Source organism: Halorubrum distributum JCM 10118 (genome assembly GCF_000337335.1).
Taxonomy (GTDB): Archaea; Halobacteriota; Halobacteria; order Halobacteriales; family Haloferacaceae; genus Halorubrum; species Halorubrum distributum.
The window spans coordinates 1-22251 of the sequence record NZ_AOJN01000018.1; the positions used below are offsets into that span (position 1 = coordinate 1).

Consider the following 22251-nt stretch of genomic DNA (forward strand, 5'->3'; position numbering starts at 1 on the left):
GCCCGCTCAGAGATGTGTATAAGAGACAGGTTCCTGACGGGGCGGCTGAAGCACGGTGACAGGGACCTCACCTCCACGCAGCGACTCCTGTTGTCGGCGACGGTCGGCGTCGCGACCGCGGTTGGCGCCCTCACGCTGATCGCGGTGTGGGACCGGAGCGGCGCCCTGTTCAAGGCCGCGCAGTCGGCGCTGACCGCCAACCAGGTGTCGAACGTCGTCCTCGCCGTGATCCTCCTCGCGATCGCGTACGCGCTCACGGACTTCCTCGGGGGCGTCATCCGCGAGATCGGCGCCGAGAGCGCGTCGATCTCCCAACACCAACAGGAGGTGATCCTGCGGGTCACGCAGCTGACCGTCTACACGTCGGCGATACTCGCGGTCGTCGGGCTGTTCACCGAGAACGTCGGCAGCCTCCTCGTCGGCGCGGGGTTCCTCGGGATCGTGGTCGGGATGGCGGCCCGGCAGACGCTCGGCGCGATCCTCGCGGGGTTCGTGCTGATGTTCTCGCGACCGTTCGAGGTCGGCGACTGGGTGGAGATCGGCGACCACGAGGGGACGGTGACGGAGATCTCGATCATGAGCACCCGGATCCGGTCGTTCGACGGCGAGGTGATCACGATGCCGAACGACGACGTCCGCTCGGGGTCGATCGTCGACCGCTCGCGGCGGAACCGGCTGCGGATCGAAGTAGAGGTCGGCGTCGACTACGACACCGACGTCGAACGCGCGGCCGCGGTCGTCGAGGCGGCGGCCGCCGACGTCGAGGACGTCGCCGAGATGCCCGAGCCGAACGCCGTGACGAAGCGCTTCGACGACTCGGCGGTCGTGTTGGGGCTCCGCTACTGGATCCGGAACCCGAGCATGCGGAAGCGCTGGCGGACCCAGACCGCCGCGATGAACGCGATGAAGGACGCGCTCGAAGACGAGGGGATCGTCATCCCGTTCCCGCAGCAGACGCTCTCCGCCCGCGCAGAGGGCGCTTCCGGGCCGCAGCTGGACGCTTCGGTCGAGGGCCGCGCGGCGACGCGAGACGGGTCCGCGTCCGCGGGCGACGGCGGCTCGGAAGACGCCGACGACGGAGGCTCTGTGAGCGCGAGCGACGGGGGCTCGGAGGGCGACGGCCGATGACCGGCGGCGGGGGCGAGCGCGACGCCGCGAGCGACCGCGGCGGCGACCTCGCGGCGCTTCGCGGCGCCGACGACGCCGCTGTCTACCAGCCCGCCGAGGACTCCGGGCTGCTCGCGGAGGCGGCGGTCGCGGAGGCGCACGGGCGCGTGCTGGAGGTCGGGACGGGCTCTGGGTGGGTCGCCGAGCGGGTCGCGACCGAGCGCGACCTCGACGTGGTCGGCAGCGACCTCAACCCGCACGCGGCACGGCAGGCCCGCGAGCGGGGCGTCGAGGCCGTCGTCGCCGACCTCCTCTCGCCGTTCCGCGCGGACGCGTTCGACGCGGTGTGTTTCAACCCGCCGTACCTGCCGACCGACCCGGACAACGAGTGGGACGACTGGATGGAGCACGCGCTCTCGGGCGGCGAGTCGGGCCGCGAGCTCATCGAGCCGTTCCTCGCTGACGTGGGGCGCGTCCTCGCGCCCGACGGCGTCGTCCTGCTCTTGGTCTCCTCGCTCACCGGGTACGACGAGGTGCTCGCCCTGGTCGAGGACGCGGGGTTCGACCACGAGCCGGTCGTCGAGGAGTCGTTCCCGTTCGAGACGCTCACGGTGCTGGCGCTGCGGCGGGCGTAGCGCTCCGTCGCGCACTCAATTACCTTCGGACATAATTCGTATTAGCAAATATTATACGACGGCATATCTAACGGACGGTGATGACCGAACGTGTCGCGGCGACGCCGGGGCTGTATCCGCTCCCGGACCGGGCGAAAGAGACGCTCTCCGACCTGAAGGGCCACCAGAAGGGCGACCTCCTGAGCGGCGACGAGAGCGAGGCGATCGTCGCAGAGTACGACGAGGTACGCGCCGAGTACGTCGACCACCAGCTGGACGCCGGCCTCGACCTGATCTCCGAGGGGCAGGGCCGCTGGGACGACATGATCGCGCACCCGCTGACCGTCAGCGACGCCGTCGAGACAGGCGGGATCGTGCGGTACTACGACAACAACAACTTCTACCGCGACCCGCGCGTCGCCGACGACCTCGGCTTCTCCGGCGACGTGGCCGGCGAACTGTCCGACGCGGCCGACCTGCTCGCGGACGCCGACGGCGCCGCCGACGCGTCGCTCGCGGCGACGCTCCCCGGGCCGTACTCGCTCGCGGACCTCGCGACGGACGAGCACTACGGCGACGAGGCCGAGTTTCAGGCGGCGATCGCCGAGTTCCTCGCCGGCGAGGTCGCGGCGTTCCCGGCCCACGAGACGCTGTTCCTCCTCGAGCCGTCGCTCGTCACGAACCCGCCCGCCGAGGGCGACGAGTCGAGCGCGACGGACGCGATCGCGACGGTCGCCGACGCGACCGACGCCGACGTGGTCGTCCAGACGTTCTACGGCGCGCTCGGCGAGAAGCTGTACGCGCACCTCGTCGACGAGGCGGGCGCGGACGCGCTCGGGCTCGACCTCGTCGCCGGCGATCGCGACGACACCGTCTACAACGTTCAGGAGTTCGGCTCGACCGACTCGCTGTCGCTCGGGCTCGTCGACGGGCAGAACACGCTCGTCGAGGACGCGGAGACGGTCGCGGAGCGCGTCGAGTGGTTCGAGGAACAGATCCCGCTCGAGGGGTTCGACCGGACCTACCTCACGCCGAACACCGAGCTGTTCTACCTGCCGACGAACAAGTACCGCGAGAAGCTGAACGCGCTCGCCGCCGCCGCGGAGGTGCTCGACTGATGGTCAGAAACCCCGAAGCCAACCGCGACCAGTTCCGCCCGCACGACCACCCGAACGACGCGTTCCTGCTGACGACCGTCGTCGGCTCCTACCCGAAGCCGAAGTGGCTCAACCGGGCCGACGAGCTGGTCGACGACCCCGACTCGAAGTTCGACGCGTCCGACCTCGAAGAGGCCCACGACGACGCCTGTCGGCTCATCACGCACGAGCACGAGCGCGCCGGCCTCGACACGGTCGTCGACGGCGAGATGCGCCGCAACGAGATGGTGGAGTTCTTCGCCGACCGCATCGACGGCTACGAGTTCAACGGCCCCGTGAAGGTGTGGGGCCACAACTACTTCGACAAGCCCAGCGTGGTCGAGGAGGTCGCGTACGACGAGCCGTGGCTCGTCGACGAGTTCGAGTTCACCTCGAACGTCGCCGAGCGCCCCGTCAAGGTCCCGGTCACGGGGCCGTACACGCTCGGCTTCTGGGCGTTCAACGAGGCGTACCCCTCCACCGAGGAGCTCGTCTACGACCTCGCGGACCTCGTCAACGAGGAGGTCGAGAAGCTCGTCGAGGCGGGCGCGCGCTACATCCAGATCGACGAGCCCGCGCTCGCGACGACCCCGGAGGACCACGCCATCGTCGGCGAGGCGCTCGAACGCATCGCCGCGGGTATCCCCGAGGAGGTCCGCATCGGCCTCCACGTCTGTTACGGCGACTACTCGCGGATCTACCCCGAGATCAACGACTACCCGATCGACGAGTTCGACGTGGAACTGTGCAACGGCGACTTCGAGCAGATCCCGACGTTCACCGACCCCGAGTTCGAGCCCGACCTCGCGCTCGGCGTCGTCGACGCGCACACCGCCGAGGTCGAGTCGGTCGCAGAGATCAAGGAGAACATCCGCCAAGGCCTCCGCGTCGTCCCGCCGGAGAAGCTCACGATCTCCCCCGACTGCGGGCTGAAGCTCCTCCCGCGCGACGTCGCGTACGGCAAGACCGAGAACATGGTGACCGCGGTCCGCGAGGTCGAGGCCGAGATCGATTCCGGCGAGATCGACCTCGATAACCCACTCGCTGACGACTGACACGGCGCCGTCGAACCACTCTTCGTGAGCTCGCCGCTCTCAGTCCAGCGGAACATCCGGATTGCGTCCGAACGTTTACTACGGCGGGCACACTCGATGCCCATCGTGAGTCGCGTTCGGTTGCTAGAGAGCCCCTTCGTTCGATGGGCGATCGCCGTCCTCTATCTCGCGACGTCGCTGTTCTTACTGATCGTGGTCGGTGACCTGCCGAAGCCGGATCAGATCGCGGTGACGATCACCTGTGTGATCGGGTTCTTCGTGGTCCCGATAGCGCTGAAGGGGTACGTGAATTCGGCGCCGGAAGAGTACTGACGGACCCGAGACGGTGCCGCTGCGCTGCGCGTGCCCCGACGGACCCGTTCTGAGCCCGGACCAACGGGGAATCCCGACGCGGCACCGCCGAGCCGGCGACACCATTTATGCGATCGCCGCACCCACCGCCGACATGGACATCGGCGTGACCGTCGGCGACGACCTCGACCGCCTCGCGGCGTCGCCGGCGCGGTTCGACTTCTGCGAACTCGGCGTCGGCGAGCCGACGCTCGTCCCGGGCGAGATCGACCCCGACCGCCTGACGGACGCGCTCGCCGGCCGCGACCTGCTCGTCCACCTCCCGTACAGCCAGCGCCTGGCGACGTACGTCCCGGAGGTGAACGACGCCATCGTCGACTACCAGCGCCGCCTTTTAACTGCGGCCGGCGACCTCGGCGCGGAGAAGGCGGTCCTCCACGCCACCTCCGCCGACCGCGACGACGTGAACTTCAGGGAGACCGCCGGCGAGCAGCTCCGCCGGGTCGCGGACGCCGGCCGCGAGGCGGGCGTCGAGGTCGTCGTGGAGAACGTCGGCCACCAGCACGCGGGGCTCCAGCTCTCCGTCCTCGGCGACCTCGCTCGCGAGACGGACACGCCGGTCTGCTTCGACGTCGGGCACGCGTACATGGAAGGCGGAAACAAGGCGATCAAGCGGTTCCTCCGGAGCCACGGGGACCGGGTCTCACACCTCCACTGTCACGACGTCCGCCGCCGCGGCGACACGCACCTCCCGGTGGGCGCCGGCGAGGTCGACTACGACCTCGTCGAGTCCGAGCTCGCCGACTTCGACGGGACGGTCGCGCTGGAGGTGTTCACCGACGACGAGACGCTCCTCCTCGATTCGGCCGAGCGCGTCGCCGACCGGCTCGGGGCGTCGTTTTAAAAGTGTGACTCAGTTCGGCCGGTCGTCAGAGTCGTCGGCGTCCGCGCCGTCCGCGCCGTCCGCGTTCCTCTCCTCGTCCACGGCGCCTTCCGCGTCGTCGTCCTCGACGGGAGCGTTCTCGCCAGCGTCCGGTTCGACCTCGTCGCCGTCGATCTGGCGCTTTATCGACTCCAGCTCGGACTCGACGTCGACCTCCGGCGGGTCGTCGGCGTCCTCGGCCGCCTCGCCCTCGGACGCGGCGTCCTCGGCGTCCTCGTCGGGATCGGTCACGTGAATCTGAACCGGGTCGGTGTCGTCGTCTCGGTCGGCGCCTCCCTCGTTCCGCGGTGGGTTCTCGTCACTCCGGCTCTCGTCGCGGTCCCGCCCGAGCCGCCGGTCTCGCGCCGCGTCCGCCTCCCGTCGCCCCTCGTCGATCCGGGACTCGATCTCCGCGGTGAGGTCGCGCGCGTCGGCGATGATCGAGCGCGAGGCGGCCTCCTCCGGGAGGTCGGCCTCCGAGAGCGCGGTCCGGAGCTCCGAGAGCGACCGCGAGAGCCCGGCGGTCGCGCCGTCGCGGACGTCCGCGAGCCGGTCGCCGGCGCCCTCCGCGCCCTCGGCGACGCTCCGGCCGGGGTCCGCGAGCCGGAGGGTGCCCTGAAGCAGTTCGAGCGACTTGATCGTCGTCTCCAGGAGGGCGATTATCGTCGGGATGGTGTACTGCTCGGTGAACCGCACGAGCTCCGAGAGCCGGGGCGGCCGCGGGGGCCCGCGGCGGTCGCGCTCGGTCTCCCGGAGGTCGGCGCGGAGCTCGCTCAGCACGTCTTCGAGCTCGTCGAGCCGCTCCTCGAGGTCGTCGTCGCGTGGGTCGCGGGAACTCATGCCGCGTCGTAGACGGTCCGCGGATAAAAAGCCCGGCAGCGCCGCGGGGGCCCCGCGGGCCGGTCCGCTCCGCTCAGAACCCCTCGCGCAGAAAGGTCCGCCGCGGCGGGAACAGGGCGGCGAGGTCGGCCGCGAGCCCGTCGGGCGCGCCGTCGGCGAGGCCGAGCGCGGCGTGCGCCCGGAGGTCGTCGACGTCGCGGTAGCCGGCGTACAGCTGCGAGAGCGCGCCGATACCGGCGCTCACGTCGGCGTCGACCGAGCCGGAGACGTCGGGGTCGACCCGTTCGGCGTCGACCGCGCCGTCCGCGACGGCCACCCGGACCGGTCGCTCGTGCCAGTCGACGAGGGGGTCGTCGACCGCGAGCGCGAACGCCGTCTCGAGGTCGGGGTCCGGATCGAGCGCGGCCAGCGCGGCGGGCACGTCGACCAGTCGGAACATCGGGCCGGCGCGGACCTCCTCCGTCACCTCGCGCGGGTCGTCCACGCGGTCGAGGAGGCTCACGTCCGCGGGGAGCCGGAGCCGGACGCGCTCGACCTGCGAGTCGTGGTCTCGGCAGAACCGAAACACCAGGTCCCAGTCGGCGGGGTCGGCGACGGCGGCGTCGGAGACGACCATCGCGCGCCCGTCGCCGTCGTCACGCTCCTCGAACGTGTACGACAGGAGCGCCTGGAGGTCGCCGTCGCGCTCGAAGCCGTAGACGTACGGGTCCGTCTTCCACCCGCGGAGGGTGCGCTCGCGCCACCACGGCTCCGTGCGGGCCAGCGTGAAGTCGTAGCGCTCCGCGGTCGCGGCCAGCAGGTCGGCGGCCGCGTCGTAGTCGTCCTCGTCGAGTCGGCGGAACTCGCCCGCCTCGTCGCCCCTGTCGCTCGCTTCGGCCGCGAACGCCAGCTGCTCGGGGGGCGTCTTCACCCAGCGGTACCGGTTCACGGTCGCCCAGCCGTAGCGCCGGTAGAACGGGTGCTCGAAGGGCCACAACACGGAGAAGCGCACGCCGTCGCCGCGGTACTCCGTTACCGACTCGCGGAGGAGCCGCTCGATGTGGCCCTGCCGCCGGTGTTCGGGCGGCGAAGCGACCGCGGAGAGGCCGGCGGCGTCCCGGTCGCGCCCGCGGATCCGGAGCGTGAAGTCGTGGTGGCCGCACACCGCCACCGGCTCGTCGCCGTCGAACAGGCCCCGGTAGTCCGCGAGGTGCTCGCGGTCGTCGTCGTCTTCCTCGGGGTCGTAGGGGCCCTCCTCGGGCGAGAAGGCGTAGCGCATGAACGCGCTGAACTCGTCGTCGCGCTCCTCGGGGAAGGGCCGGTAGTCGAGGTCGCCCATACGCCGACGGCGCCCGCGAGCCCGATAAACCTTCCCGGCGCCTGCGTGTGGTTCTCAACCTCGCGGCGCCGGCGGTCGGCCGGGCGACCCGTCTCAGTCGTAGCGCCCGCGGCGGTACTGGACCGGCCACTCGGCCTCTTCGCCGAGCTCGTGGGCGGCCTCCAGCGGCCAGTAGGGGTGTCGGAGCATCTCGCGGCCGAGCGCGACGAGGTCCGCCCGCTCGTTTCGGACCAGCGCGTCGGCGTGGGTCGGCTCCGTGATCCCGCCGACCGCGGCGACGGGCACGTCGGCCCCCTCGCGGATCGCCTCGGCGTAGGGCACTTGGTACCCCGGGCCCGCGCTCGGGATCTCCTGGTCCGGGTGGATCCCGCCCCCCGAGACGTCGATCAGGTCGGCGCCGGCCTCGGCGAGGAGGGGCGCCAGCCGCACCGAGTCGTCCACGTCCCACGAGTCGCGGTCGGGGAGCCAGTCCGTCGCGGAGATGCGGACGAAGACGGGCTTCCCGTCGGGCCAGACTTCGCGGACGGCCTCGACGACCTCGCGGACGAGGCGGGTCCGGTTCTCGAAGCTCCCGCCGTACTCGTCGTCGCGGTCGTTGGTGACCGGCGAGAGGAACTGGTGGAGCAGGTAGCCGTGGGCCGCGTGGACCTCAGCGACCTCGAAGCCGACGTCGTGCGCGCGCTCCGCCGCGGCCGCGAACGCGTCGATCACCTCGTCGATCCCGTCGCCGTCGAGCCGGCGGGTGTCGGCCAGCTCGCTCTGGTCGACGTTCGGGTGGGGGTACGGCTCGTCGGTCGCGGAGACGGCCTCCCAGCCCGCCGGCTCGTCGGCGGGGATCGGACCGCTCCCCTCCGCCGGCGGCCGGTGGGAGGCCTTCCGGCCGGCGTGAGCCAGCTGGATCCCGGGCGTCGCGCCCTGTGAGCGGACGAAATCGACGATCGGTTCGATCGCCTCGGCGTGGTCGTCCGACCAGATCCCGAGGCAGTTCGGCGTGATGCGGCCGCGGTCCTCGACGGCGGTCGCCTCCGTCATCACGACCCCCGCGCCGCCGGCGGCGCGGGCGCCGAGGTGGACGCGGTGCCAGTCGTTCGCCAGCCCGTCCTCGGCGGAGTACTGGCACATCGGCGAGAGCATCACGCGGTTTCGGACCTCGGTGTCGCGAAGCGTGAGCGGCGTGAACAGCGTGTCGGTCACGGATCGCCGAACGGCCGCCGCGAGGTAAGTCCCACCGATCCCCCGCGCGGATCGCCGCCTGTGGTTTAGGCCGACCGAAATCTATAACACCGACGGACTCCGAGGGAGTCGTAATGACAACGGGAGACCGGATCGAGCGGGACGCCGAACCGGCGGCCGACGAGCGGCCGACCGTCGCCGCGACCCGCTGTTCACAGGACCGGACCGTCTTCGCCGAACAGGGCAACACCGACGCGTGGATCGCGACCGACCTCACGGTCGATCTCGATCTCGAACGATAACGCGAAAATCCTCCGACCCCGCTGACGCCGCCCCCTCCACCTCTCCGCGTTCGCCGTTCAGCGGCGCTTCACTCCTCGGAGCGCAGCGTCTCTCCCGGCGTCCCGGATGCGCGCGGCGACGATGCGGATCCCGCGTTCGTCTCCACCCCGCGCTCTCGCCGCTCGTCGACGAGCGCGCGGATCCGGTCTACGATCGCGTCGAACCGACCGCGGTCGGCCCCCTTCTCGAAGTAGGCGTCCGCGCCGGCGCCGAACGCCGCCGCCTCGCGCTCCTCGCCCGGACACGTGGTGTGGAAGACGATGGGAACTCCCCGGCCCGCCTCGCGCAGCCGTTCGGTGAGGGCGACGCCGTCGCCGTCGGGGAGCCGCTGTTCGGTCACGACGCAGTCGACCGGGACGCGCTCCCCGCCGACCCCGACGCCCGTCTCGACCGCGTCGAGCGCGTCCGCGAAGCGGCCCACGGAGCGGACCTGGAATCGGTCGGTGAGCCGCGCCGCGAACGCCTCCAAAAGCTCCGCGGAGCGCGCGTCGGGCTCGACTTGGAGAACGGTTATCGGCGCGTGGCGCGCCTCCGCGGCTCCGGCTGTGGTCGGTTCTGATCGATCGGCGGCTGCGTTCGTGTCCACGCGTGCGTCTGACGGCGGGGATGTGTGTTCGGTCATGCGTTGTGGCGGCGAGCGACGACTCGGCGAGGAGCGACTTACTACAACGGTGGTAACTTTCTTCGAAGAATAATTTCATCGCCGACGACATAATAATACCGCGATCACCGTTGTCACGGCGCTCAGACGCGATTATTCGGTGGTATTACCGCGAAACCACCGGACGAAAGTGGGGCCGGCGGGCGGTCGCGCGAACGCTCCCCGAGCGCGGCGAAGGTCCCCGAAACGGGGCCGCTCAGGCGAACAGGTCGCGCGCCTCGCGGACCGCGTCGACGAGGGCGTCGACCTCCTCGACGGTGTTGTAGAAGTAGAAAGAGGCGCGCGCCGAGGCGGCGACGCCCATCTCGTCGTGGAGGGGTTGGGTGCAGTGGTCGCCGGCGCGGATCGCGACGCCGTAGTCGTTGAGGATGCTGGAGAGGTCGTGGGCGTGGACGCCCTCGACGTTGAACGCGACGAGGCCGCCGCGGTCGTCGCCGGGCGGGCCGTAGATCTCGACGCCGCCGAGCGCCTCCAGTTCGTCGTAGGCGTACTCGGCCAGCAGATCCTCGTGGGCCTCGATCCGATCCATCCCGACCTCTTCGAGGTACTCGATCGCGGCCGCGAAGCCGATCCCCTGCGCGATGGAGGGCGTCCCGGCCTCGAACTTCCACGGCAGGTCCTCCCAGGTGGAGTCCTCGAAGGAGACGCGACGGATCATGTCGCCGCCGTAGAGGTACGGTTGCATCCCCTCTAAGATCTCCTCGCGAGCGTAGAGGGCGCCGATGCCGGTCGGACCGCACATCTTGTGGCCGGAGAAGGCGAGGAAGTCGACGTCCAGTTCCCCGACGTCGACCGGGCGCGTCGGCACCGACTGCGCGGCGTCGGCGAAGATGTAGGCGTCGTGATCGTGCGCCATGTCGGCCAGCTCGCGGATCGGGTTCACGGTGCCGAGCGTGTTCGACACGTGGACGATCGACACCATCTCGGTGTCGTCGTCGACCAGCTCGGCGGCGTGGTCCATGTCGAGCCGCCCCTCGTCGGTGACGTCGATGAAGCGCACGTCGGCGCCCGTCCGCTTGCCGATCTGCTGCCAGGTGACGAGCGACGCGTGGTGCTCCATCTCGGAGAGGACGACGTTGTCGCCGGGACCGAGCTCCTCGAGCCCCCAGGCGTACGCGACGAGGTTCATCGCCTCCGTCGTGTTCTTCGTGAAGACGATCTCCTCGCGGCCCGCGGCGCCGACGAAGTCGGCGACCGCGTCGTGGGCCTCCTCGTAGGCGACCGACGCCTCCTGGCTCAGCTGGTGGATCCCGCGGTGGACGTTCGAGTTGTAGCTCCGGTAGTAGTCCGAGATGGCGTCGACGACCGGGTCGGGCGTGTGCGAGGTCGCCGCGTTGTCGAGGTAGACGAGGGGGGTGTCGTCTCCCTCGCCCTCCCCGGCCGTCTCCGGGTCCCCGCCGACCTTCCGATCGAGGATCGGGAAGTCGGCGCGGAGCGCCTCCACGTCGAACGGGTACTGTTCTTGGACTCCCATTACCCGTTATCGGGCCCCGAGCACTAACACACCTTCGGTCCGGTACGTCTTGCCCGTATCGCTGACGCGCGGGATCGCGCGCTTCGCGGCGGTTCGCGCCCGAAATCGACCCGCAGTCGAGGCGCACTCGACCCGCACTCGACCCGCGCTCGACCCGCACTCGACCCGCGCTCGACCCGCACTCGACCCGGCCCGGACCGCCCCCCGCCTACTCCTGCCAGTCCGGGTTCGCGCGCGGCGGCGAGAAGATGTCGAAGCCGACGACCGGCTCGTCGGTGCGGTTCTCGGCGGCGTGCGGCTCGCCGCCGGGGATCGCGTAGGTGTCGTCGGGGCCGACGACGCGCTCCTCGCCGTCGGCGACGAACGTCAGCCTCCCGGCCGTGATCACGCCGATCTGCTCGTGCGGGTGCTCGTGTTCGGGCACCGTCGCGCCCGGTTCGAGCTCGAACCGCTGGATGCTGGTATCCTCGGCGACGGCGCCCTGCGTGAGGAACACGCCGTCGACCGCCTCGACCGCTTCGACGTCCGCGTCGGGTACGACGTCCATACGACCTCCCGCGACCCGGAGGCACCTAAACCCGCGGGCACGGGCAGTCGACGCCGGAGCGAGCAGCCCGACCGGCGGGACGCCGCCCGGGCCGCCCCGTCACGGGAACGGGTGGTACGGCCGGTCAAGCGCGGGATCGAACCCCATCGAGCGCGGCACCTCGCTCGCGCGGTCGCCGAAGAACGGATCGCCGGTGAACAGCGGCTGGGCGTCTGGCACCAGCACGCGAACGGCCTCGAAGCCCAGCGTCGCGAGGTCCCGCGTCGTCACCCGCGCGACGTAGGGGTCGAGCCCGACGCTCTCGACGCGGTCGACGACCGCGGCGAGCTCGTCGGCTCCCGACAGCGCCGGCTCCCCCAGCCCCTCGGCCGAGACGGTCGCGTCCGGGTCGAAGAACGCGGCCGTCTCCGCGGGGCGGTCGGCGTGGTGACCGATCGCCGCGCCCTGCTCGTCGGCCGTTTCACGGCCCATCGAGCGGAGTTCGGTCCAGTTCTGGAGCGCCTCGGCGAGCGCGCTCCGCGCCGCGGCTGTCGGGTCGAGGTCGGCGCCCGACCCCGCGGCGAACCGCGGCCAGTCGCCGTCGCGGCCGACGCCGACCGCGACGACCGGCACGTCGACGTCGGTCGTGACGAGCAGGGAGGTCACCGACAGCGACTCCGCGCGCGCCCGCTTCTCCAGCTCGGCGAACCCGGGATCGTCCACGTCGAGCCCGAGCGGCTCCGTCGTGGAGTACCAGCTGGTCATCGTCGCGTCGCGCTCGATCGTCTCGTAGAGTCCGGAGAGCGCGGCGTCCGGGCCGGAGCTTCCGAGCCCGAGCCCGGTCGTGATCGGCGGGCGATACCGGTTCTCCGGGGGCGGGAAGTGAACGAACTCCGCGGGGAGGCTCGCGGGGTTGCCGGTCCCGAGCCGCTCGCCGCGGACCCACGGGAGCCGGTCGTCGCGGTCGTACGCCTCGGCGCCCTCGGGCCGGACGAACGCGTCCGGCGTGACCGGGTTCGGGACGTTCGCGGCCGGCGCGCGCGTGAAATCCGCCTCCCGGTAGACTCCGGCCGCGTACCGCTCTAACCCCTCGCCGAGCGCCTTCATGAACGCGGCGTCCCAGCCGGCGGCCGCCCCGCCGCCGAAGTCGGCCGCGTCGGCGTCGGAGAAGGGCGTCGTGTCCGCGATCCGGGCGACGTAGTACGGCAGGGGGAACGACTCCTGCTCGCCCACCTCGCTCAGGGCGCCGATCCGGCGGTCGACCGCGCGCTCCGCCCGGTCGATCGCCTCGTCGAGGTCCCGCTCGACGTGCTCGCGCGGGAGCGCGTCGCCGGGGTCGGCGCCGCAGCCGCACCCGGGCGCGGGCAGCAGGGTCCGCTCGCCGCCCGGGACCTCGACGACGGTGTCCGCCACCGGGTCGCCGGCGAGCAGTCGGATCGCCCGTCGCCCGGCCACCGCGCCGGCGTAGCGCACGGCGGAGCGGCGGCCGGTCGGCGAGTCGGCCGGCTCCGCTCCGCCGCTCTCGACGCGGGCGCGCAGGCAGTCGTAGCAGGCGTCGTCGAAGGCCGTCACCGCGGCGTCGAGGTCGGCGAGGGGGACGCCGCCGAGCCCGCCGACCTCGACGGCGATCCAGCGGTCGAGCAGCTCGTTCGCGGTCGCGAACGCCGCCGACCCCGCGGTGTCGACGACGACCGCCAGGTCGAACCCGTCGAGCAGGTCGGCCTCGACGGGCATCGCGTTCACGTCGACGTCGCCGAGCGCGGCCTCTGTCGCCTCCGCCGCGGGCCCGTCGCCGACAAGTCCGATATCCATACCCGGTCGACGCGAGGCGGCGAAAAAAAGCCGCGGGGTCCGCGGCGGGCGGCGGCTCGCTCAGCGGTGCCGCGGCGAGGGTCGGAGCGGGCGTTCGCGAGTGCGCTCAGGCGGGCGTCGCGGCCATCATCTCGGCGGCCTCGGCGGCCAGCTCCGCGGCGTCGACGCCCTCGAGGCGCTCGTCGCCGAGCTTCAGGCGGAGCCGGGGGCGGCCGACGTCGATCGGGACCTTCTCGGTGTCAATGACCCCGAGGTCCTCGAGGCGCGTCTTCGTCCGGGAGAAGGTCGCCTTCGAGGCGATGCCGACGTCCTCGCCCCACTTCGAGATGTCATAGAGGAGCACGTCGTTCTTCGCCGCGACGAGCAGCGAGACGGTCACCTCGTCGAGGTCGGCGCCGCCGTCGCGCTCGGTCGCGTCGAGGACGGCGTCGAAGTCGGCGCGGGCCGCCTCGCCGATCTCCGCCTCCATCGTCTCGCGGACCCGGCTGATCGCCGGCGTGCGGAGCGTGTACGGCTCCGCGTCGTCGAACGCGCCGCGGTGGGAGTCGTACACCTCGTCGACGAACTCGCCGTCGTCGGTCGAGAGCGCGGCGACGCCGTCCCCCGCGGTGACCAGGGCGACGACCCGGGACGGGGAGACGAACAGCGCGTTGTCGACCTCCCCGTCGAGCACCCGGAGGTCCAAGGAGCCGTCGGCGACGAGGTCGGCCGCCCGGGACGCGACGACGAAGTCGTCCATCACGTCCTTGAGCGTGCGCTCGTCGGCGAGCATCGACAGCTCCGGGAGGTCGTCCCGCCCGACCGCGGTCTCGACCAGCGATACGATCGTCTCCGCGGAGGGGTCCACGACGAGCAGCTCGTCGTCGCCCCCGGCGAACGCCGCTTCGAGTGCCGCCTCGACGTCGGCCGCCAGTAAATTCGACACCATTTATCTCTCAGTATCAAGGCCGGTTGCGTATTTAATATTAACGGGGTTATTGGAACGAACAACACGGTTAGAGGGGCTCAAACCTCCGAAAAAGGGGGATGAGCCCTCGCCGATCGGATGCCTCTCGAGGGGAGCGATCCCGAGGTGACGACGCAGACGATCCCGAGGTGGCGACGCAGACGAGTGCGATGCGGAAGCGGGCGCGGAACCGCACCCTCGGGGTTCGGCCGAAGCGGCTCTCGCCGCCGACGGAAGGATTAATGCGCGGTCGCGCCCGCGTTCGCACATGGACCACGAGCACGTCCGGGAGGTCGACCCGGCGGTCGCCGACGCGCTGGCGGGCGAGCGCGACAGACAGGAGCAGACGCTCGCGATGATCGCGAGCGAGAACCACGTAAGCGAGGCGGTACTGGAGGCGCAGGGGAGCGTCCTCACCAACAAGTACGCCGAGGGCTACCCCGGGTCGCGCTACTACGCCGGCTGCGAGTACGCCGACGAGGTCGAGGAGCTGGCGATCGAGCGCGCGAAGGAACTGTGGGGCGCCGACCACGTCAACGTCCAGCCCCACTCCGGCACGCAGGCGAACCAGGCGGTGTACTACTCCGTCCTCGAACCGGGCGACAAGATCCTCTCGCTCGAGCTGAACCACGGCGGGCACCTCTCGCACGGCCACCCCGCGAACTTCACGGGGCAGCTGTACGAGGTCGAGCAGTACGAGGTCGACACCGAGACCGGCTACATCGACTACGAGGGGCTCCACGAGGCGGCCGAGTCGTTCGATCCGGACATCATCGTCTCGGGCTACTCGGCGTACCCGCGCACCGTCGACTGGGAGGAGATCCAGGCGGCCGCGGACGCGGTCGACGCCTACCACCTCGCGGACATCGCGCACATCACCGGGCTCGTCGCCGCCGGCGTCCACCCCTCGCCGGTCGGTGTCGCCGACTTCGTCACCGGCTCGACTCACAAGACGATCCGCGCCGGCCGCGGCGGGATCGTGATGTGCGACGAGGAGTTCGCGGACGACGTCGACAGCGCCGTTTTCCCCGGGGGGCAGGGCGGCCCGCTGATGCACAACGTCGCCGGCAAGGCGGTCGGCTTCAAGGAGGCGCTCGAGCCCGAGTTCGAGGAGTACGCCCAAAACGTGGTCGACAACGCCGAGGTGCTCGCCGAGACGCTTCAGGAGCACGGCCTCTCCCTGGTCTCCGGCGGGACCGACAACCACCTGGTGCTGGCCGACCTGCGCGACTCGCACCCGGACCTCTCCGGCGGCGACGCGGAGGACGCGCTCGCGGCCGCGAACATCGTCCTCAACGGGAACACGGTCCCCGGCGAGACGCGCTCGCCGTTCGACCCCTCCGGGATCCGCGCGGGCACCGCCGGGCTCACCACCCGCGGCTTCGACGCCGACGCGATCGAGGAGGTCGGCGACCTGATCTACCGCGTCGTCGACAACGTCGACAGCGAGGACGTCATCTACGAGGTCGGCGAGCGCGTCGTCGAGCTCTGCGAGGCGCACCCGCTGTACGAGTAGTGACCCGCGGTCGGCGGCGGTCCGCGTCGACGAGAATCCGTGCGTAAAAGTGGGGGCGGCTCACAGGAGTCGGTATGGACGCTCCGTCGTTTCTCGCCGCCCGCCTCGACCGCGGCGCCGCGCCGCTCGCCGTCGGGGACGTGATCGCGTTGATCCTCCTGTTGACCGTCGGGACGCTCAACCACACCACCGTCGAGTTCCTGACCGCGAACCCGCTGTACCTGCCGGGCGTTTACGCGCCCTTCCTGATCGCGTGGGCCCTGATCGCGCCGCTCGTGGGCGCGTACTCCGCGGGCGCGGCCGAGACGGCGAAGTCGTCGGTGCCGCTCGTCGTCCGGTCGTGGATCCCCGCCGCGGTCCTCGGGCTCGCCCTCCGCGCGTTCGTGTTCCGCGGCGGCGCCGAACTCACCTTCGCGGCCGTCATGCTCGTGACGGGATCGCTCGCGCTCGGCGGCTGGCGGGCGCTCTACTTCCGGCTCCGGTAGCGTTCTCGGCCGATTTCTGGGCTCGAAAGCCGTTTCTTCCACCTTTTGGCGATCTCGACCTGCGTCGACGACACCACCTTCCGGCTCATAAGTTATGAGTTACATCTGCGTGTTCACGAACGAACCGCCTCCGAACCGCGGGAAAAATTTAATATGGATTTCGACGTTAGTATTCAACGGAAGCATGACTGGATACTACGACTACGTCCTTGGGCTCATCCCGGTAGCGCTGATCGGTGTGACCGCCTCGCTCACGCTGGTCGGGTTGTCCGTAACCTCGGCGCTCCCGTTCGGCGCCGTCGCCGCGGGGACGGTAATGGCTCACGCGATGTTCGTCCGAAATCCAGTCGCCAGCGACGCGCCCTCGGAGCGGTCGTTCGACGGCGACGCCGGCGAGCGCTCCGCGGTCGGGGGCTCGGCGGCGGGCGGTTCCTCCGCGGGCACCGCCGACTGAGCGGCGGCGGGGCGTTCCGCTCGTCGCGGCCCCGGGCCGCCGGCCGCGACCGATCGCCGCGTCCTGTACCGTTTAGTCCCCGCGCCCCGAGTGGGCGGGTATGACGGAGGCCCTGTTCCTCACGAGTTCCGAGGTCGACGACCTCGCCGAGCCGGCCGACTACGTCGCCGCCGTGCGCGACGCCTACCGACAGGTGGGCGAGGGAGCGCCCGCGGAGCCGCGGACGAAGCTGTTCAACCGCGAGCCGCCGGGGATGTTCACGACCTACGCCGCCGTCCTCCCGGAGACGGGCGCGATGGGCGGCTACTCCTACTCCGCCGGCTTCGGCGCGGGGGACGCGTGGTTCATGACGCCGCTGTTCGACGCCGAGTCGGGCGCGCCGCTCGCGCTGCTCGACGGCGCGTCGATGAACCCGTTTAAGACGGGTGCCGCCGGAGCGGTCGCGGTCGACGCGCTCGCCCGCGACGACGCGACCGACCTCGCCGTGATCGGCAGCGGCGCGCAGGCGCGCGGGCAGGTCGCGACGACCGCGACGGTCCGCGAGTTCGAGGCCGTCCGCGTCTTCTCGCCGACTCCGGAGAGCCGAGAGTCGTTCGCCGCCGACTTCGACGAGCGACTCGACGCCGACGTGTCGCCGGTCGAGAGCGCGGGCGACGCGCTGGCCGGCGCCGACGTGGTCATCACCGCGACGACCGCGAGCGACCCCGTGGTCGACGACGCCGACGTAGAGCCGGGCACGCACGTCACGGCGATGGGGCAGTACCACCCGGAGAAGAACGAGCTCCCGCCGGAGCTCGTCGCGCGGGCGACGTACGTCCCCGACCTCCGAGCGCGCGCGACGCAGGACGCCGGGTCGTACCTCGCCGCGGTCGCGGCCGGACTGATCCCGGAGGGCGAGGGCATCGCGGCCGACCTCGGCGAGGTCGTCGCGGGCGACCACCCCGGTCGGACGAGCGACGACGAGGTGACCGTCTTCGACTCGGGCGGGACCGGGGTCGAGACGGTCGCGGCCGCGCACATGCTCTACGAGCGCGCGAGCGAGGCGGGCCGCGGGCAGACCATCGACCTCGCGCCCGCGAGCGATGCGCTGACGGGCGAGTAGTTGGAAACAGCTCTGTTACGATCCTAACCGGTGATATGTACTTGGAGCCGTGCTGAATACAGAGCGCGAATCGGCCAGAGTAGAGTTCGTTTCAGACGATCTCTTCAAGCACTGACTCGCCACTACCATCCTGTGACTCCCATTCCCACTTGTCTTCGATACGCACGCGACCATCGCCAAGCAGTTCGACGGTGCCCACAGAGTGGCCACTCGCGGTTTCGTTCTCCGTGTTGATCTGTGAATACCTGATATTCCATTCATTTCCGTCAAACGTTCCGACGAGATGGCCATCGACAATACTTCCACCAGCATAGTGTGCGTAAATTCGTTCGCCTTCCTGTTCAAACTCGAAGCGAGTATCTCCACTCACTTCCCCCGAATCGGTGTTTGCAACGCCAACAAGCGTCCGACCATCGAGTGAGATATCTTCTGTCATATACTGTTGTGCTATCTATGAGGTCAAAAAACCACGAACTTAGTTGCTGACTACATCCTCTGTATCTCGCACGTAATTCGTGTCAAGATATGGGGATTTCTACAGAGTCAATGACGTGTTCGTGAGCGAAATATCGGCGAGAATTCCGGCCTCCATCCCCCGCGCGGGGGTGGGGGGCTGGCGCACACGCGGGCGCGTAATCTCCCGCATCGAGCGGTTCGCCGCGATTCTTCGTGCTGATTGAAATCAGACTCTCGGCTCTGCTGAAATCCTCTTCTTCAGATAGGCTCTTGCCTGAAACAACTGGTCACTGAAGGGTGCCTACTGATACGCCCGTTCGAAGACATATTGTGTGACGAGTACGGCGACGACGACGATCGCAAACCTCGACAACAGCCCAAAACCCGTCAATGCCCGTAGGACGACAAGAACAACGAGGGCAACCACAGCAGAGGCGGCTAGTTTCTGGTTCTCGCGGGAGACCATATCGCAAATCAACAGAATTGAACAAAGTACCTACCGAAAACTCGTTCCTCTGTGCTGAGCGATTGGGGTGAAAAACTATCAGTTGCTGAGGATTTCAACAGAGCTAGATTTATCTGTCTCACATGAAGATTGATATAAATGAGTAAACGCCGGGAGATGCTCTCTGCCCTCGTCGGTGCCTGTGCTGGAGTCTTTAGTTGGACCCTCGGATCAGAGTTCGTCGACGAATTTCGAACCTCGGAAGTCCGATACACCACCTTCCGGAATGAGACGCAAAGCCAGCAGTCCCTCAGCGTGTTGTTCGAGAGCGAATCGGAGCCGGTCTTTTGGGAAACGTACGAACTTGAACCGGGTGAAGTCGTCGAGTTTGACGGCTTCGATCGAGTCGGTGATTATCGGGTCTTCGCACGGTGGGATGACGTGGCTCGCTCCCAGCGACTTGAGACGGGCGAAAGAGCGGTCACAGTCGTTCTCGCGTTTCCGTTCGGAGATGAAGACATCTTGATTCGAGACGTTCCTTTCTCGTCGCTATCTCCCTCACAGCGATCTGTCGAACGGCCACAAAACGACTCGTCAGCGTAGGTCTCGATATTGTTTCACCCTCACACTCCGTTCACTCGATTATTTCCAATCTCACTCCGTGGCTGGCTCAGTCTTCGACGGGTGAAATGAGCGCCGATGGCTGTAACATACACGCTCTGTATCTCGCACTCCGATTCCATCAGATCTTAAGGATTTCAACAGAGCCTCGGAAACCATCTCGAGGCACCGGAATTCAAGTGCTGCGCCCGCCTCCCGCCCACATGCTGATCGGCATCGTCTCCGACACGCACGACGACTTGGCCGCGGTCGAGGCGGCCGTCTCGCTGTTCGAGCGCGAGGGGGTCGACGCGGTCGTCCACTGCGGCGACTTCGTCGCCCCCTTCTCCGCGACACCGTTCGACGCCGACTTCGCGTTCCACGCGGTCCGCGGGAACAACGACGGCGAGTGGGCGGTCGAGTCGACCGTCGAGGAGTTCGGCGAGTACCACGGCGAGGCCGCCGCGCTCTCGTTCGGCGACGGCGACGGAGCGAGCGACGCCGTCGACGTCGCGGTCACCCACGGCACGAGCGAAGTCCTCGTCGACGCGCTCGTCGACTGCGGCGACTACGACTACGTGCTCCACGGGCACACCCACGCGCACGGCGTCGAGGCGCGCGGCGGGACCGTCCGCGTGAACCCCGGTGGGCTCCCGATTCCGGTCGACGGCGCGGACGACGCGTTCCATGTCGCGACGCTCGACACGGCGGCGTCCGGCGTCGAGGCCGTGACGCACCACGTCCTCGACGAATAAGGAACGCGCGTGCCGCAGGTCGGCCGTTTATAAATTGAATCGCGATACAGCGTCGGATATCTATAAATCGTCGTCGGCTCTGCGGTGAAAGTCGCTAACCACCCAGCCGCTCACTTATAAATTACTGCTGCTGGATCGGCGGAGAACACCTCCAAAGCCCCAGCCGCGAGGGCCGCGCACACTCGTTGTGCTCCTCTCTCGTTCGCTCCGCTCACTCGCTGCGGTGCTTACGTCGTCTGCGCGGCCCTCGCGGCTACCCCTTTGAGTCCCGCCCCGATCAGCTCCGCACAGCGCCTCACGCCTCCCCAGCCTCGTCAGTCGCCTCCGCTTCGCTCCGGCGACTGACTCCCTCGCGCGTGCTGCTCGGCCCCAAGGCGGCCTCGCAGGCACGCGCCACCGCACCGATCTTTATAAACGATCGCGCCGCCGCTGAGTGATATTTAAACCTCGACCACCCCGAGTTTTATCGCCGCCCGCATGCTCTGTGGCCCCATGAGACACGCGCAGGGACCGCTCCTCACGATCGACCTGACTGAGCGGACCGCGTCGACGGAACCGATCGACGACCGGCTCGCGTCGTTCGTCGGCGGCCGCGGGCTCAACACGTCGCTCGCGTACGACCGGATCCCGTTCGACGCCGACCCGCTCGGGCCGGAGAACCGGCTGTATTTTTCGACCGGCCCGATGCAGTACTCGACGACCTCCTACACCGGCCGGATGGCCGCCACGGGGCTCTCGCCGCTCACGAACGGCCTGCTCTCGTCGAACGCCGGCGGGTTCCTCTCGCGGAACTTCACGGGCGCGGGGTACGCGGCCGTCGAGCTCGTCGGCGCGAGCGACGACCTCCTCGCGGTCCACGTCCGCGAAATCGCGCCGGACGGCGAGCCGAACGTGACCTTCGAGGAGGTTCCGGACTTGGCGGAGGCCGAAGTGTCGGCCGTCTCCGACCGGTTCGCCGAGACGCGCGACCTGGAGCCCGAACACGTCGCCTGCGTCGGTCCCGCGGGCGAGAACGCGGTCCGGTTCGCCTCGATCATGACCTCGGACACGCGGGCGTTCGGCCGCGGCGGGCTGGGGGCGGTCCTCGGGTCGAAGGGCGTGAAGGCGCTCACCTTCGACGGAGACGCGGACGCCGAAATCGAGGTCGACTGGCCCGACGAGGCAGGCGAGGTCCACCGCGAGGCGGCCACCTCCGACTCGATCATGAAACGGCAGGGGACGACGAGCGTGACGGAGCTGGCCAACGAGGTGGACGCGCTCCCGTCGTACTACTTCGCCGAGACCTCCTTCGAGGGCGTCGAGGGCATCTCCGGCGACCGCGTCGAGGAGAAGAAGTACAAGAAGGGGACCTGCTCGGGGTGCGCGTTCGCCTGTAAGCTCCCCACCCGCGACGAGGCGACCGGCGTCGAGACGGAGGGCCCGGAGTTCGAGACGGTGATGGCGTTCGGCTCGAACGCGGGCGTCGACGACGTGGTCGACGTGATGCGCGCCAACGAGCTGTGCGACGAGCTCGGGATGGACACCATCTCCTGTGGCGACGTCGTCTCGATGTTCCTCCAGAGCGAGGACGAGTTCGGCAACGCGGGGCTCGTCCGCTCGCTCGTCGAGCAGATCGCCTACCGCGATGGCGTCGGCGACAAGCTCGCTGAGGGCGTCCACCGCGCCAGCGAGGAGTTCGGCGCCGAGGACTGGACGGTGAAGGGGATGGAGTTCTCCGGCCACGACGGCCGCGCGCTCAACGGCCAGGGGCTCGCGTTCGCGACCGCGAACCGCGGCGCAGACCACATGTACGGGGAGTTCTACCCCTACGAGTACCCCCTCGTCGACCCCGACGACGCCCTCGATCCCGAGGGGCTGGAGGGGAAGCCGCCGAAGCTCGTCGCGAAGGAGAACCGCAACGCGGTCCTCGACTCCGCGGTGATATGTAAGTTCTCGCGGGGCACCGTCACGGACGACCGGCTCGCGGCGCTGCTCGACGCCGACTACGACGGCCTCCAGACGCTGGGCGCGCGGATCGTCGAGCTGGAGCGCGCGTTCAACAACGCCCGCGGCTTCGACCGCGCGGACGACACGCTCCCGTACGCCGACGCCATCGAGGGGTTCGACGCGGCGCTCTCCGAGTACTACGCGCTCCGCGGCTGGAACGACGACGGCACCGTCCCCGACCACGGCGACGGGCTCGACCCGGCGAGCGCGGCGCCCGCCGACGACTGAGCGGGCC

General features: G+C 69.6%; 24 protein-coding genes. 14 read left to right on the forward strand and 10 right to left on the reverse strand.

The window, feature by feature from the left end:
• Positions 1-12: 12 nt before the first annotated feature.
• The 6 genes from C466_RS02035 (at position 13) to C466_RS02060 (ending at position 5107) form a co-directional block, all read left to right on the forward strand.
• Entirely contained in the window at positions 13-1128 is a 1116-nt protein-coding gene (locus C466_RS02035) for a mechanosensitive ion channel family protein (RefSeq protein ID WP_080510530.1), read from the forward strand.
• Positions 1125-1742 carry a HemK2/MTQ2 family protein methyltransferase gene (locus C466_RS02040; RefSeq protein WP_004597138.1) on the forward strand — a complete coding sequence of 206 codons (618 nt, stop codon included), beginning with the start codon at positions 1125-1127 and terminating at the stop codon, positions 1740-1742. The genes C466_RS02035 and C466_RS02040 overlap by 4 nt, the downstream gene beginning before the upstream one ends.
• A gap of 80 nt (positions 1743-1822) precedes the next feature.
• Positions 1823-2839: a hypothetical protein gene (locus tag C466_RS02045; RefSeq protein WP_004597136.1), complete on the forward strand. Its 1017-nt coding sequence runs from the start codon at positions 1823-1825 to the stop codon at positions 2837-2839.
• On the forward strand, positions 2839-3912 hold the full coding sequence (locus C466_RS02050) for a methionine synthase (RefSeq protein ID WP_004597134.1): 1074 nt from the start codon (positions 2839-2841) through the stop codon (positions 3910-3912). The genes C466_RS02045 and C466_RS02050 overlap by 1 nt, the downstream gene beginning before the upstream one ends.
• A 96-nt stretch (positions 3913-4008) precedes the next feature.
• Positions 4009-4224, forward strand: a complete 216-nt coding sequence (locus C466_RS02055) for a hypothetical protein (protein WP_004597132.1) — start codon at positions 4009-4011, stop codon at positions 4222-4224.
• 133 nt (positions 4225-4357) lie between these two features.
• The gene (locus C466_RS02060) at positions 4358-5107 is read left to right on the forward strand and encodes a sugar phosphate isomerase/epimerase family protein (RefSeq protein WP_004597130.1); all 750 of its coding nucleotides are present in this window, start codon (positions 4358-4360) and stop codon (positions 5105-5107) included.
• 9 nt (positions 5108-5116) lie between these two features.
• On the opposite strand, the gene C466_RS02065 is transcribed toward C466_RS02060, so the two are convergent.
• The 3 genes from C466_RS02065 to C466_RS02075 all read right to left on the reverse strand — a co-directional run bounded on the left by C466_RS02065 (position 5117) and on the right by C466_RS02075 (position 8477).
• Positions 5117-5965, reverse strand: a complete 849-nt coding sequence (locus tag C466_RS02065; RefSeq protein ID WP_004597129.1) for a DUF7547 family protein — start codon at positions 5963-5965, stop codon at positions 5117-5119.
• A 73-nt stretch (positions 5966-6038) separates the two neighbouring features.
• The gene (locus C466_RS02070) at positions 6039-7283 is read right to left on the reverse strand and encodes a GNAT family N-acetyltransferase (RefSeq protein ID WP_004597128.1); all 1245 of its coding nucleotides are present in this window, start codon (positions 7281-7283) and stop codon (positions 6039-6041) included.
• A gap of 93 nt (positions 7284-7376) precedes the next feature.
• Complete coding sequence (locus C466_RS02075; RefSeq protein ID WP_004597127.1) at positions 7377-8477, reverse strand: NADH:flavin oxidoreductase/NADH oxidase; 1101 nt, start codon at positions 8475-8477, stop codon at positions 7377-7379.
• Positions 8478-8590: 113 nt separating this feature from the next.
• Between C466_RS02075 and C466_RS16870 the strand changes: the two genes are divergently transcribed.
• On the forward strand, positions 8591-8758 hold the full coding sequence (locus C466_RS16870) for a DUF7331 family protein (protein ID WP_004597126.1): 168 nt from the start codon (positions 8591-8593) through the stop codon (positions 8756-8758).
• Positions 8759-8826: 68 nt separating this feature from the next.
• On the opposite strand, the gene C466_RS02080 is transcribed toward C466_RS16870, so the two are convergent.
• The 5 genes from C466_RS02080 to tbsP all read right to left on the reverse strand — a co-directional run bounded on the left by C466_RS02080 (position 8827) and on the right by tbsP (position 14199).
• Positions 8827-9420, reverse strand: a complete 594-nt coding sequence (locus tag C466_RS02080) for a response regulator (RefSeq protein ID WP_049908370.1) — start codon at positions 9418-9420, stop codon at positions 8827-8829.
• Between the two features lie 235 nt (positions 9421-9655).
• Positions 9656-10933, reverse strand: a complete 1278-nt coding sequence (locus tag C466_RS02085; protein ID WP_004597124.1) for an aminotransferase class V-fold PLP-dependent enzyme — start codon at positions 10931-10933, stop codon at positions 9656-9658.
• A 208-nt stretch (positions 10934-11141) separates the two neighbouring features.
• On the reverse strand, positions 11142-11480 hold the full coding sequence (locus C466_RS02090) for a cupin domain-containing protein (protein WP_004597123.1): 339 nt from the start codon (positions 11478-11480) through the stop codon (positions 11142-11144).
• A gap of 99 nt (positions 11481-11579) precedes the next feature.
• The gene (locus C466_RS02095; protein ID WP_004597122.1) at positions 11580-13271 is read right to left on the reverse strand and encodes a YcaO-like family protein; all 1692 of its coding nucleotides are present in this window, start codon (positions 13269-13271) and stop codon (positions 11580-11582) included.
• A gap of 106 nt (positions 13272-13377) precedes the next feature.
• On the reverse strand, positions 13378-14199 hold the full coding sequence (tbsP, locus tag C466_RS02100) for a transcriptional regulator TbsP (protein ID WP_004597121.1): 822 nt from the start codon (positions 14197-14199) through the stop codon (positions 13378-13380).
• 286 nt (positions 14200-14485) lie between these two features.
• Between tbsP and glyA the strand changes: the two genes are divergently transcribed.
• The 4 genes from glyA to C466_RS02120 all read left to right on the forward strand — a co-directional run bounded on the left by glyA (position 14486) and on the right by C466_RS02120 (position 17774).
• Positions 14486-15733 carry a serine hydroxymethyltransferase gene (gene glyA, locus C466_RS02105; RefSeq protein WP_004597120.1) on the forward strand — a complete coding sequence of 416 codons (1248 nt, stop codon included), beginning with the start codon at positions 14486-14488 and terminating at the stop codon, positions 15731-15733.
• 74 nt (positions 15734-15807) lie between these two features.
• Positions 15808-16218 (forward strand): DUF3054 domain-containing protein, encoded by a 411-nt coding sequence (locus C466_RS02110; protein WP_004597119.1) that lies wholly within the window; start codon positions 15808-15810, stop codon positions 16216-16218.
• 184 nt (positions 16219-16402) lie between these two features.
• Complete coding sequence (locus C466_RS02115; protein ID WP_004597118.1) at positions 16403-16672, forward strand: hypothetical protein; 270 nt, start codon at positions 16403-16405, stop codon at positions 16670-16672.
• Between the two features lie 100 nt (positions 16673-16772).
• On the forward strand, positions 16773-17774 hold the full coding sequence (locus C466_RS02120; RefSeq protein ID WP_004597117.1) for an ornithine cyclodeaminase family protein: 1002 nt from the start codon (positions 16773-16775) through the stop codon (positions 17772-17774).
• A gap of 91 nt (positions 17775-17865) precedes the next feature.
• Here C466_RS02120 and C466_RS15780 read toward each other — a convergent pair whose 3' ends face one another.
• Both C466_RS15780 and C466_RS16730 read right to left on the reverse strand, forming a co-directional pair.
• Positions 17866-18210: a hypothetical protein gene (locus tag C466_RS15780; protein WP_004597116.1), complete on the reverse strand. Its 345-nt coding sequence runs from the start codon at positions 18208-18210 to the stop codon at positions 17866-17868.
• 321 nt (positions 18211-18531) lie between these two features.
• Entirely contained in the window at positions 18532-18696 is a 165-nt protein-coding gene (locus C466_RS16730) for a hypothetical protein (protein WP_160163045.1), read from the reverse strand.
• Positions 18697-18834: 138 nt separating this feature from the next.
• On the opposite strand from C466_RS16730, the gene C466_RS02125 reads away from it, so the two are divergent.
• The 3 genes from C466_RS02125 to C466_RS02135 all read left to right on the forward strand — a co-directional run bounded on the left by C466_RS02125 (position 18835) and on the right by C466_RS02135 (position 22244).
• On the forward strand, positions 18835-19278 hold the full coding sequence (locus C466_RS02125; RefSeq protein ID WP_049908369.1) for a hypothetical protein: 444 nt from the start codon (positions 18835-18837) through the stop codon (positions 19276-19278).
• Between the two features lie 221 nt (positions 19279-19499).
• On the forward strand, positions 19500-20030 hold the full coding sequence (locus C466_RS02130; RefSeq protein ID WP_004597115.1) for a metallophosphoesterase: 531 nt from the start codon (positions 19500-19502) through the stop codon (positions 20028-20030).
• 492 nt (positions 20031-20522) lie between these two features.
• Entirely contained in the window at positions 20523-22244 is a 1722-nt protein-coding gene (locus C466_RS02135; RefSeq protein ID WP_004597114.1) for an aldehyde ferredoxin oxidoreductase family protein, read from the forward strand.
• Positions 22245-22251 lie beyond the last annotated feature (7 nt).

What these genes read in the sequence shown, in the direction of transcription:
- C466_RS02035 (WP_080510530.1), top strand. Translation starts at nt 13, where the DNA reads ATGTGTATAAGAGACAGGTTCCTGACGGGGCGGCTGAAGCACGGTGAC.
- C466_RS02040 (WP_004597138.1), top strand. Translation starts at nt 1,125, where the DNA reads ATGACCGGCGGCGGGGGCGAGCGCGACGCCGCGAGCGACCGCGGCGGC.
- C466_RS02045 (WP_004597136.1), top strand. Translation starts at nt 1,823, where the DNA reads ATGACCGAACGTGTCGCGGCGACGCCGGGGCTGTATCCGCTCCCGGAC.
- C466_RS02050 (WP_004597134.1), top strand. Translation starts at nt 2,839, where the DNA reads ATGGTCAGAAACCCCGAAGCCAACCGCGACCAGTTCCGCCCGCACGAC.
- C466_RS02055 (WP_004597132.1), top strand. Translation starts at nt 4,009, where the DNA reads ATGCCCATCGTGAGTCGCGTTCGGTTGCTAGAGAGCCCCTTCGTTCGA.
- C466_RS02060 (WP_004597130.1), top strand. Translation starts at nt 4,358, where the DNA reads ATGGACATCGGCGTGACCGTCGGCGACGACCTCGACCGCCTCGCGGCG.
- C466_RS02065 (WP_004597129.1), bottom strand. Translation starts at nt 5,965, where the DNA reads ATGAGTTCCCGCGACCCACGCGACGACGACCTCGAGGAGCGGCTCGAC.
- C466_RS02070 (WP_004597128.1), bottom strand. Translation starts at nt 7,283, where the DNA reads ATGGGCGACCTCGACTACCGGCCCTTCCCCGAGGAGCGCGACGACGAG.
- C466_RS16870 (WP_004597126.1), top strand. Translation starts at nt 8,591, where the DNA reads ATGACAACGGGAGACCGGATCGAGCGGGACGCCGAACCGGCGGCCGAC.
- C466_RS02080 (WP_049908370.1), bottom strand. Translation starts at nt 9,420, where the DNA reads ATGACCGAACACACATCCCCGCCGTCAGACGCACGCGTGGACACGAAC.
- C466_RS02085 (WP_004597124.1), bottom strand. Translation starts at nt 10,933, where the DNA reads ATGGGAGTCCAAGAACAGTACCCGTTCGACGTGGAGGCGCTCCGCGCC.
- C466_RS02090 (WP_004597123.1), bottom strand. Translation starts at nt 11,480, where the DNA reads ATGGACGTCGTACCCGACGCGGACGTCGAAGCGGTCGAGGCGGTCGAC.
- C466_RS02095 (WP_004597122.1), bottom strand. Translation starts at nt 13,271, where the DNA reads ATGGATATCGGACTTGTCGGCGACGGGCCCGCGGCGGAGGCGACAGAG.
- tbsP (WP_004597121.1), bottom strand. Translation starts at nt 14,199, where the DNA reads ATGGTGTCGAATTTACTGGCGGCCGACGTCGAGGCGGCACTCGAAGCG.
- glyA (WP_004597120.1), top strand. Translation starts at nt 14,486, where the DNA reads ATGGACCACGAGCACGTCCGGGAGGTCGACCCGGCGGTCGCCGACGCG.
- C466_RS02110 (WP_004597119.1), top strand. Translation starts at nt 15,808, where the DNA reads ATGGACGCTCCGTCGTTTCTCGCCGCCCGCCTCGACCGCGGCGCCGCG.
- C466_RS02115 (WP_004597118.1), top strand. Translation starts at nt 16,403, where the DNA reads ATGACTGGATACTACGACTACGTCCTTGGGCTCATCCCGGTAGCGCTG.
- C466_RS02120 (WP_004597117.1), top strand. Translation starts at nt 16,773, where the DNA reads ATGACGGAGGCCCTGTTCCTCACGAGTTCCGAGGTCGACGACCTCGCC.
- C466_RS15780 (WP_004597116.1), bottom strand. Translation starts at nt 18,210, where the DNA reads ATGACAGAAGATATCTCACTCGATGGTCGGACGCTTGTTGGCGTTGCA.
- C466_RS16730 (WP_160163045.1), bottom strand. Translation starts at nt 18,696, where the DNA reads ATGGTCTCCCGCGAGAACCAGAAACTAGCCGCCTCTGCTGTGGTTGCC.
- C466_RS02125 (WP_049908369.1), top strand. Translation starts at nt 18,835, where the DNA reads ATGAGTAAACGCCGGGAGATGCTCTCTGCCCTCGTCGGTGCCTGTGCT.
- C466_RS02130 (WP_004597115.1), top strand. Translation starts at nt 19,500, where the DNA reads ATGCTGATCGGCATCGTCTCCGACACGCACGACGACTTGGCCGCGGTC.
- C466_RS02135 (WP_004597114.1), top strand. Translation starts at nt 20,523, where the DNA reads ATGAGACACGCGCAGGGACCGCTCCTCACGATCGACCTGACTGAGCGG.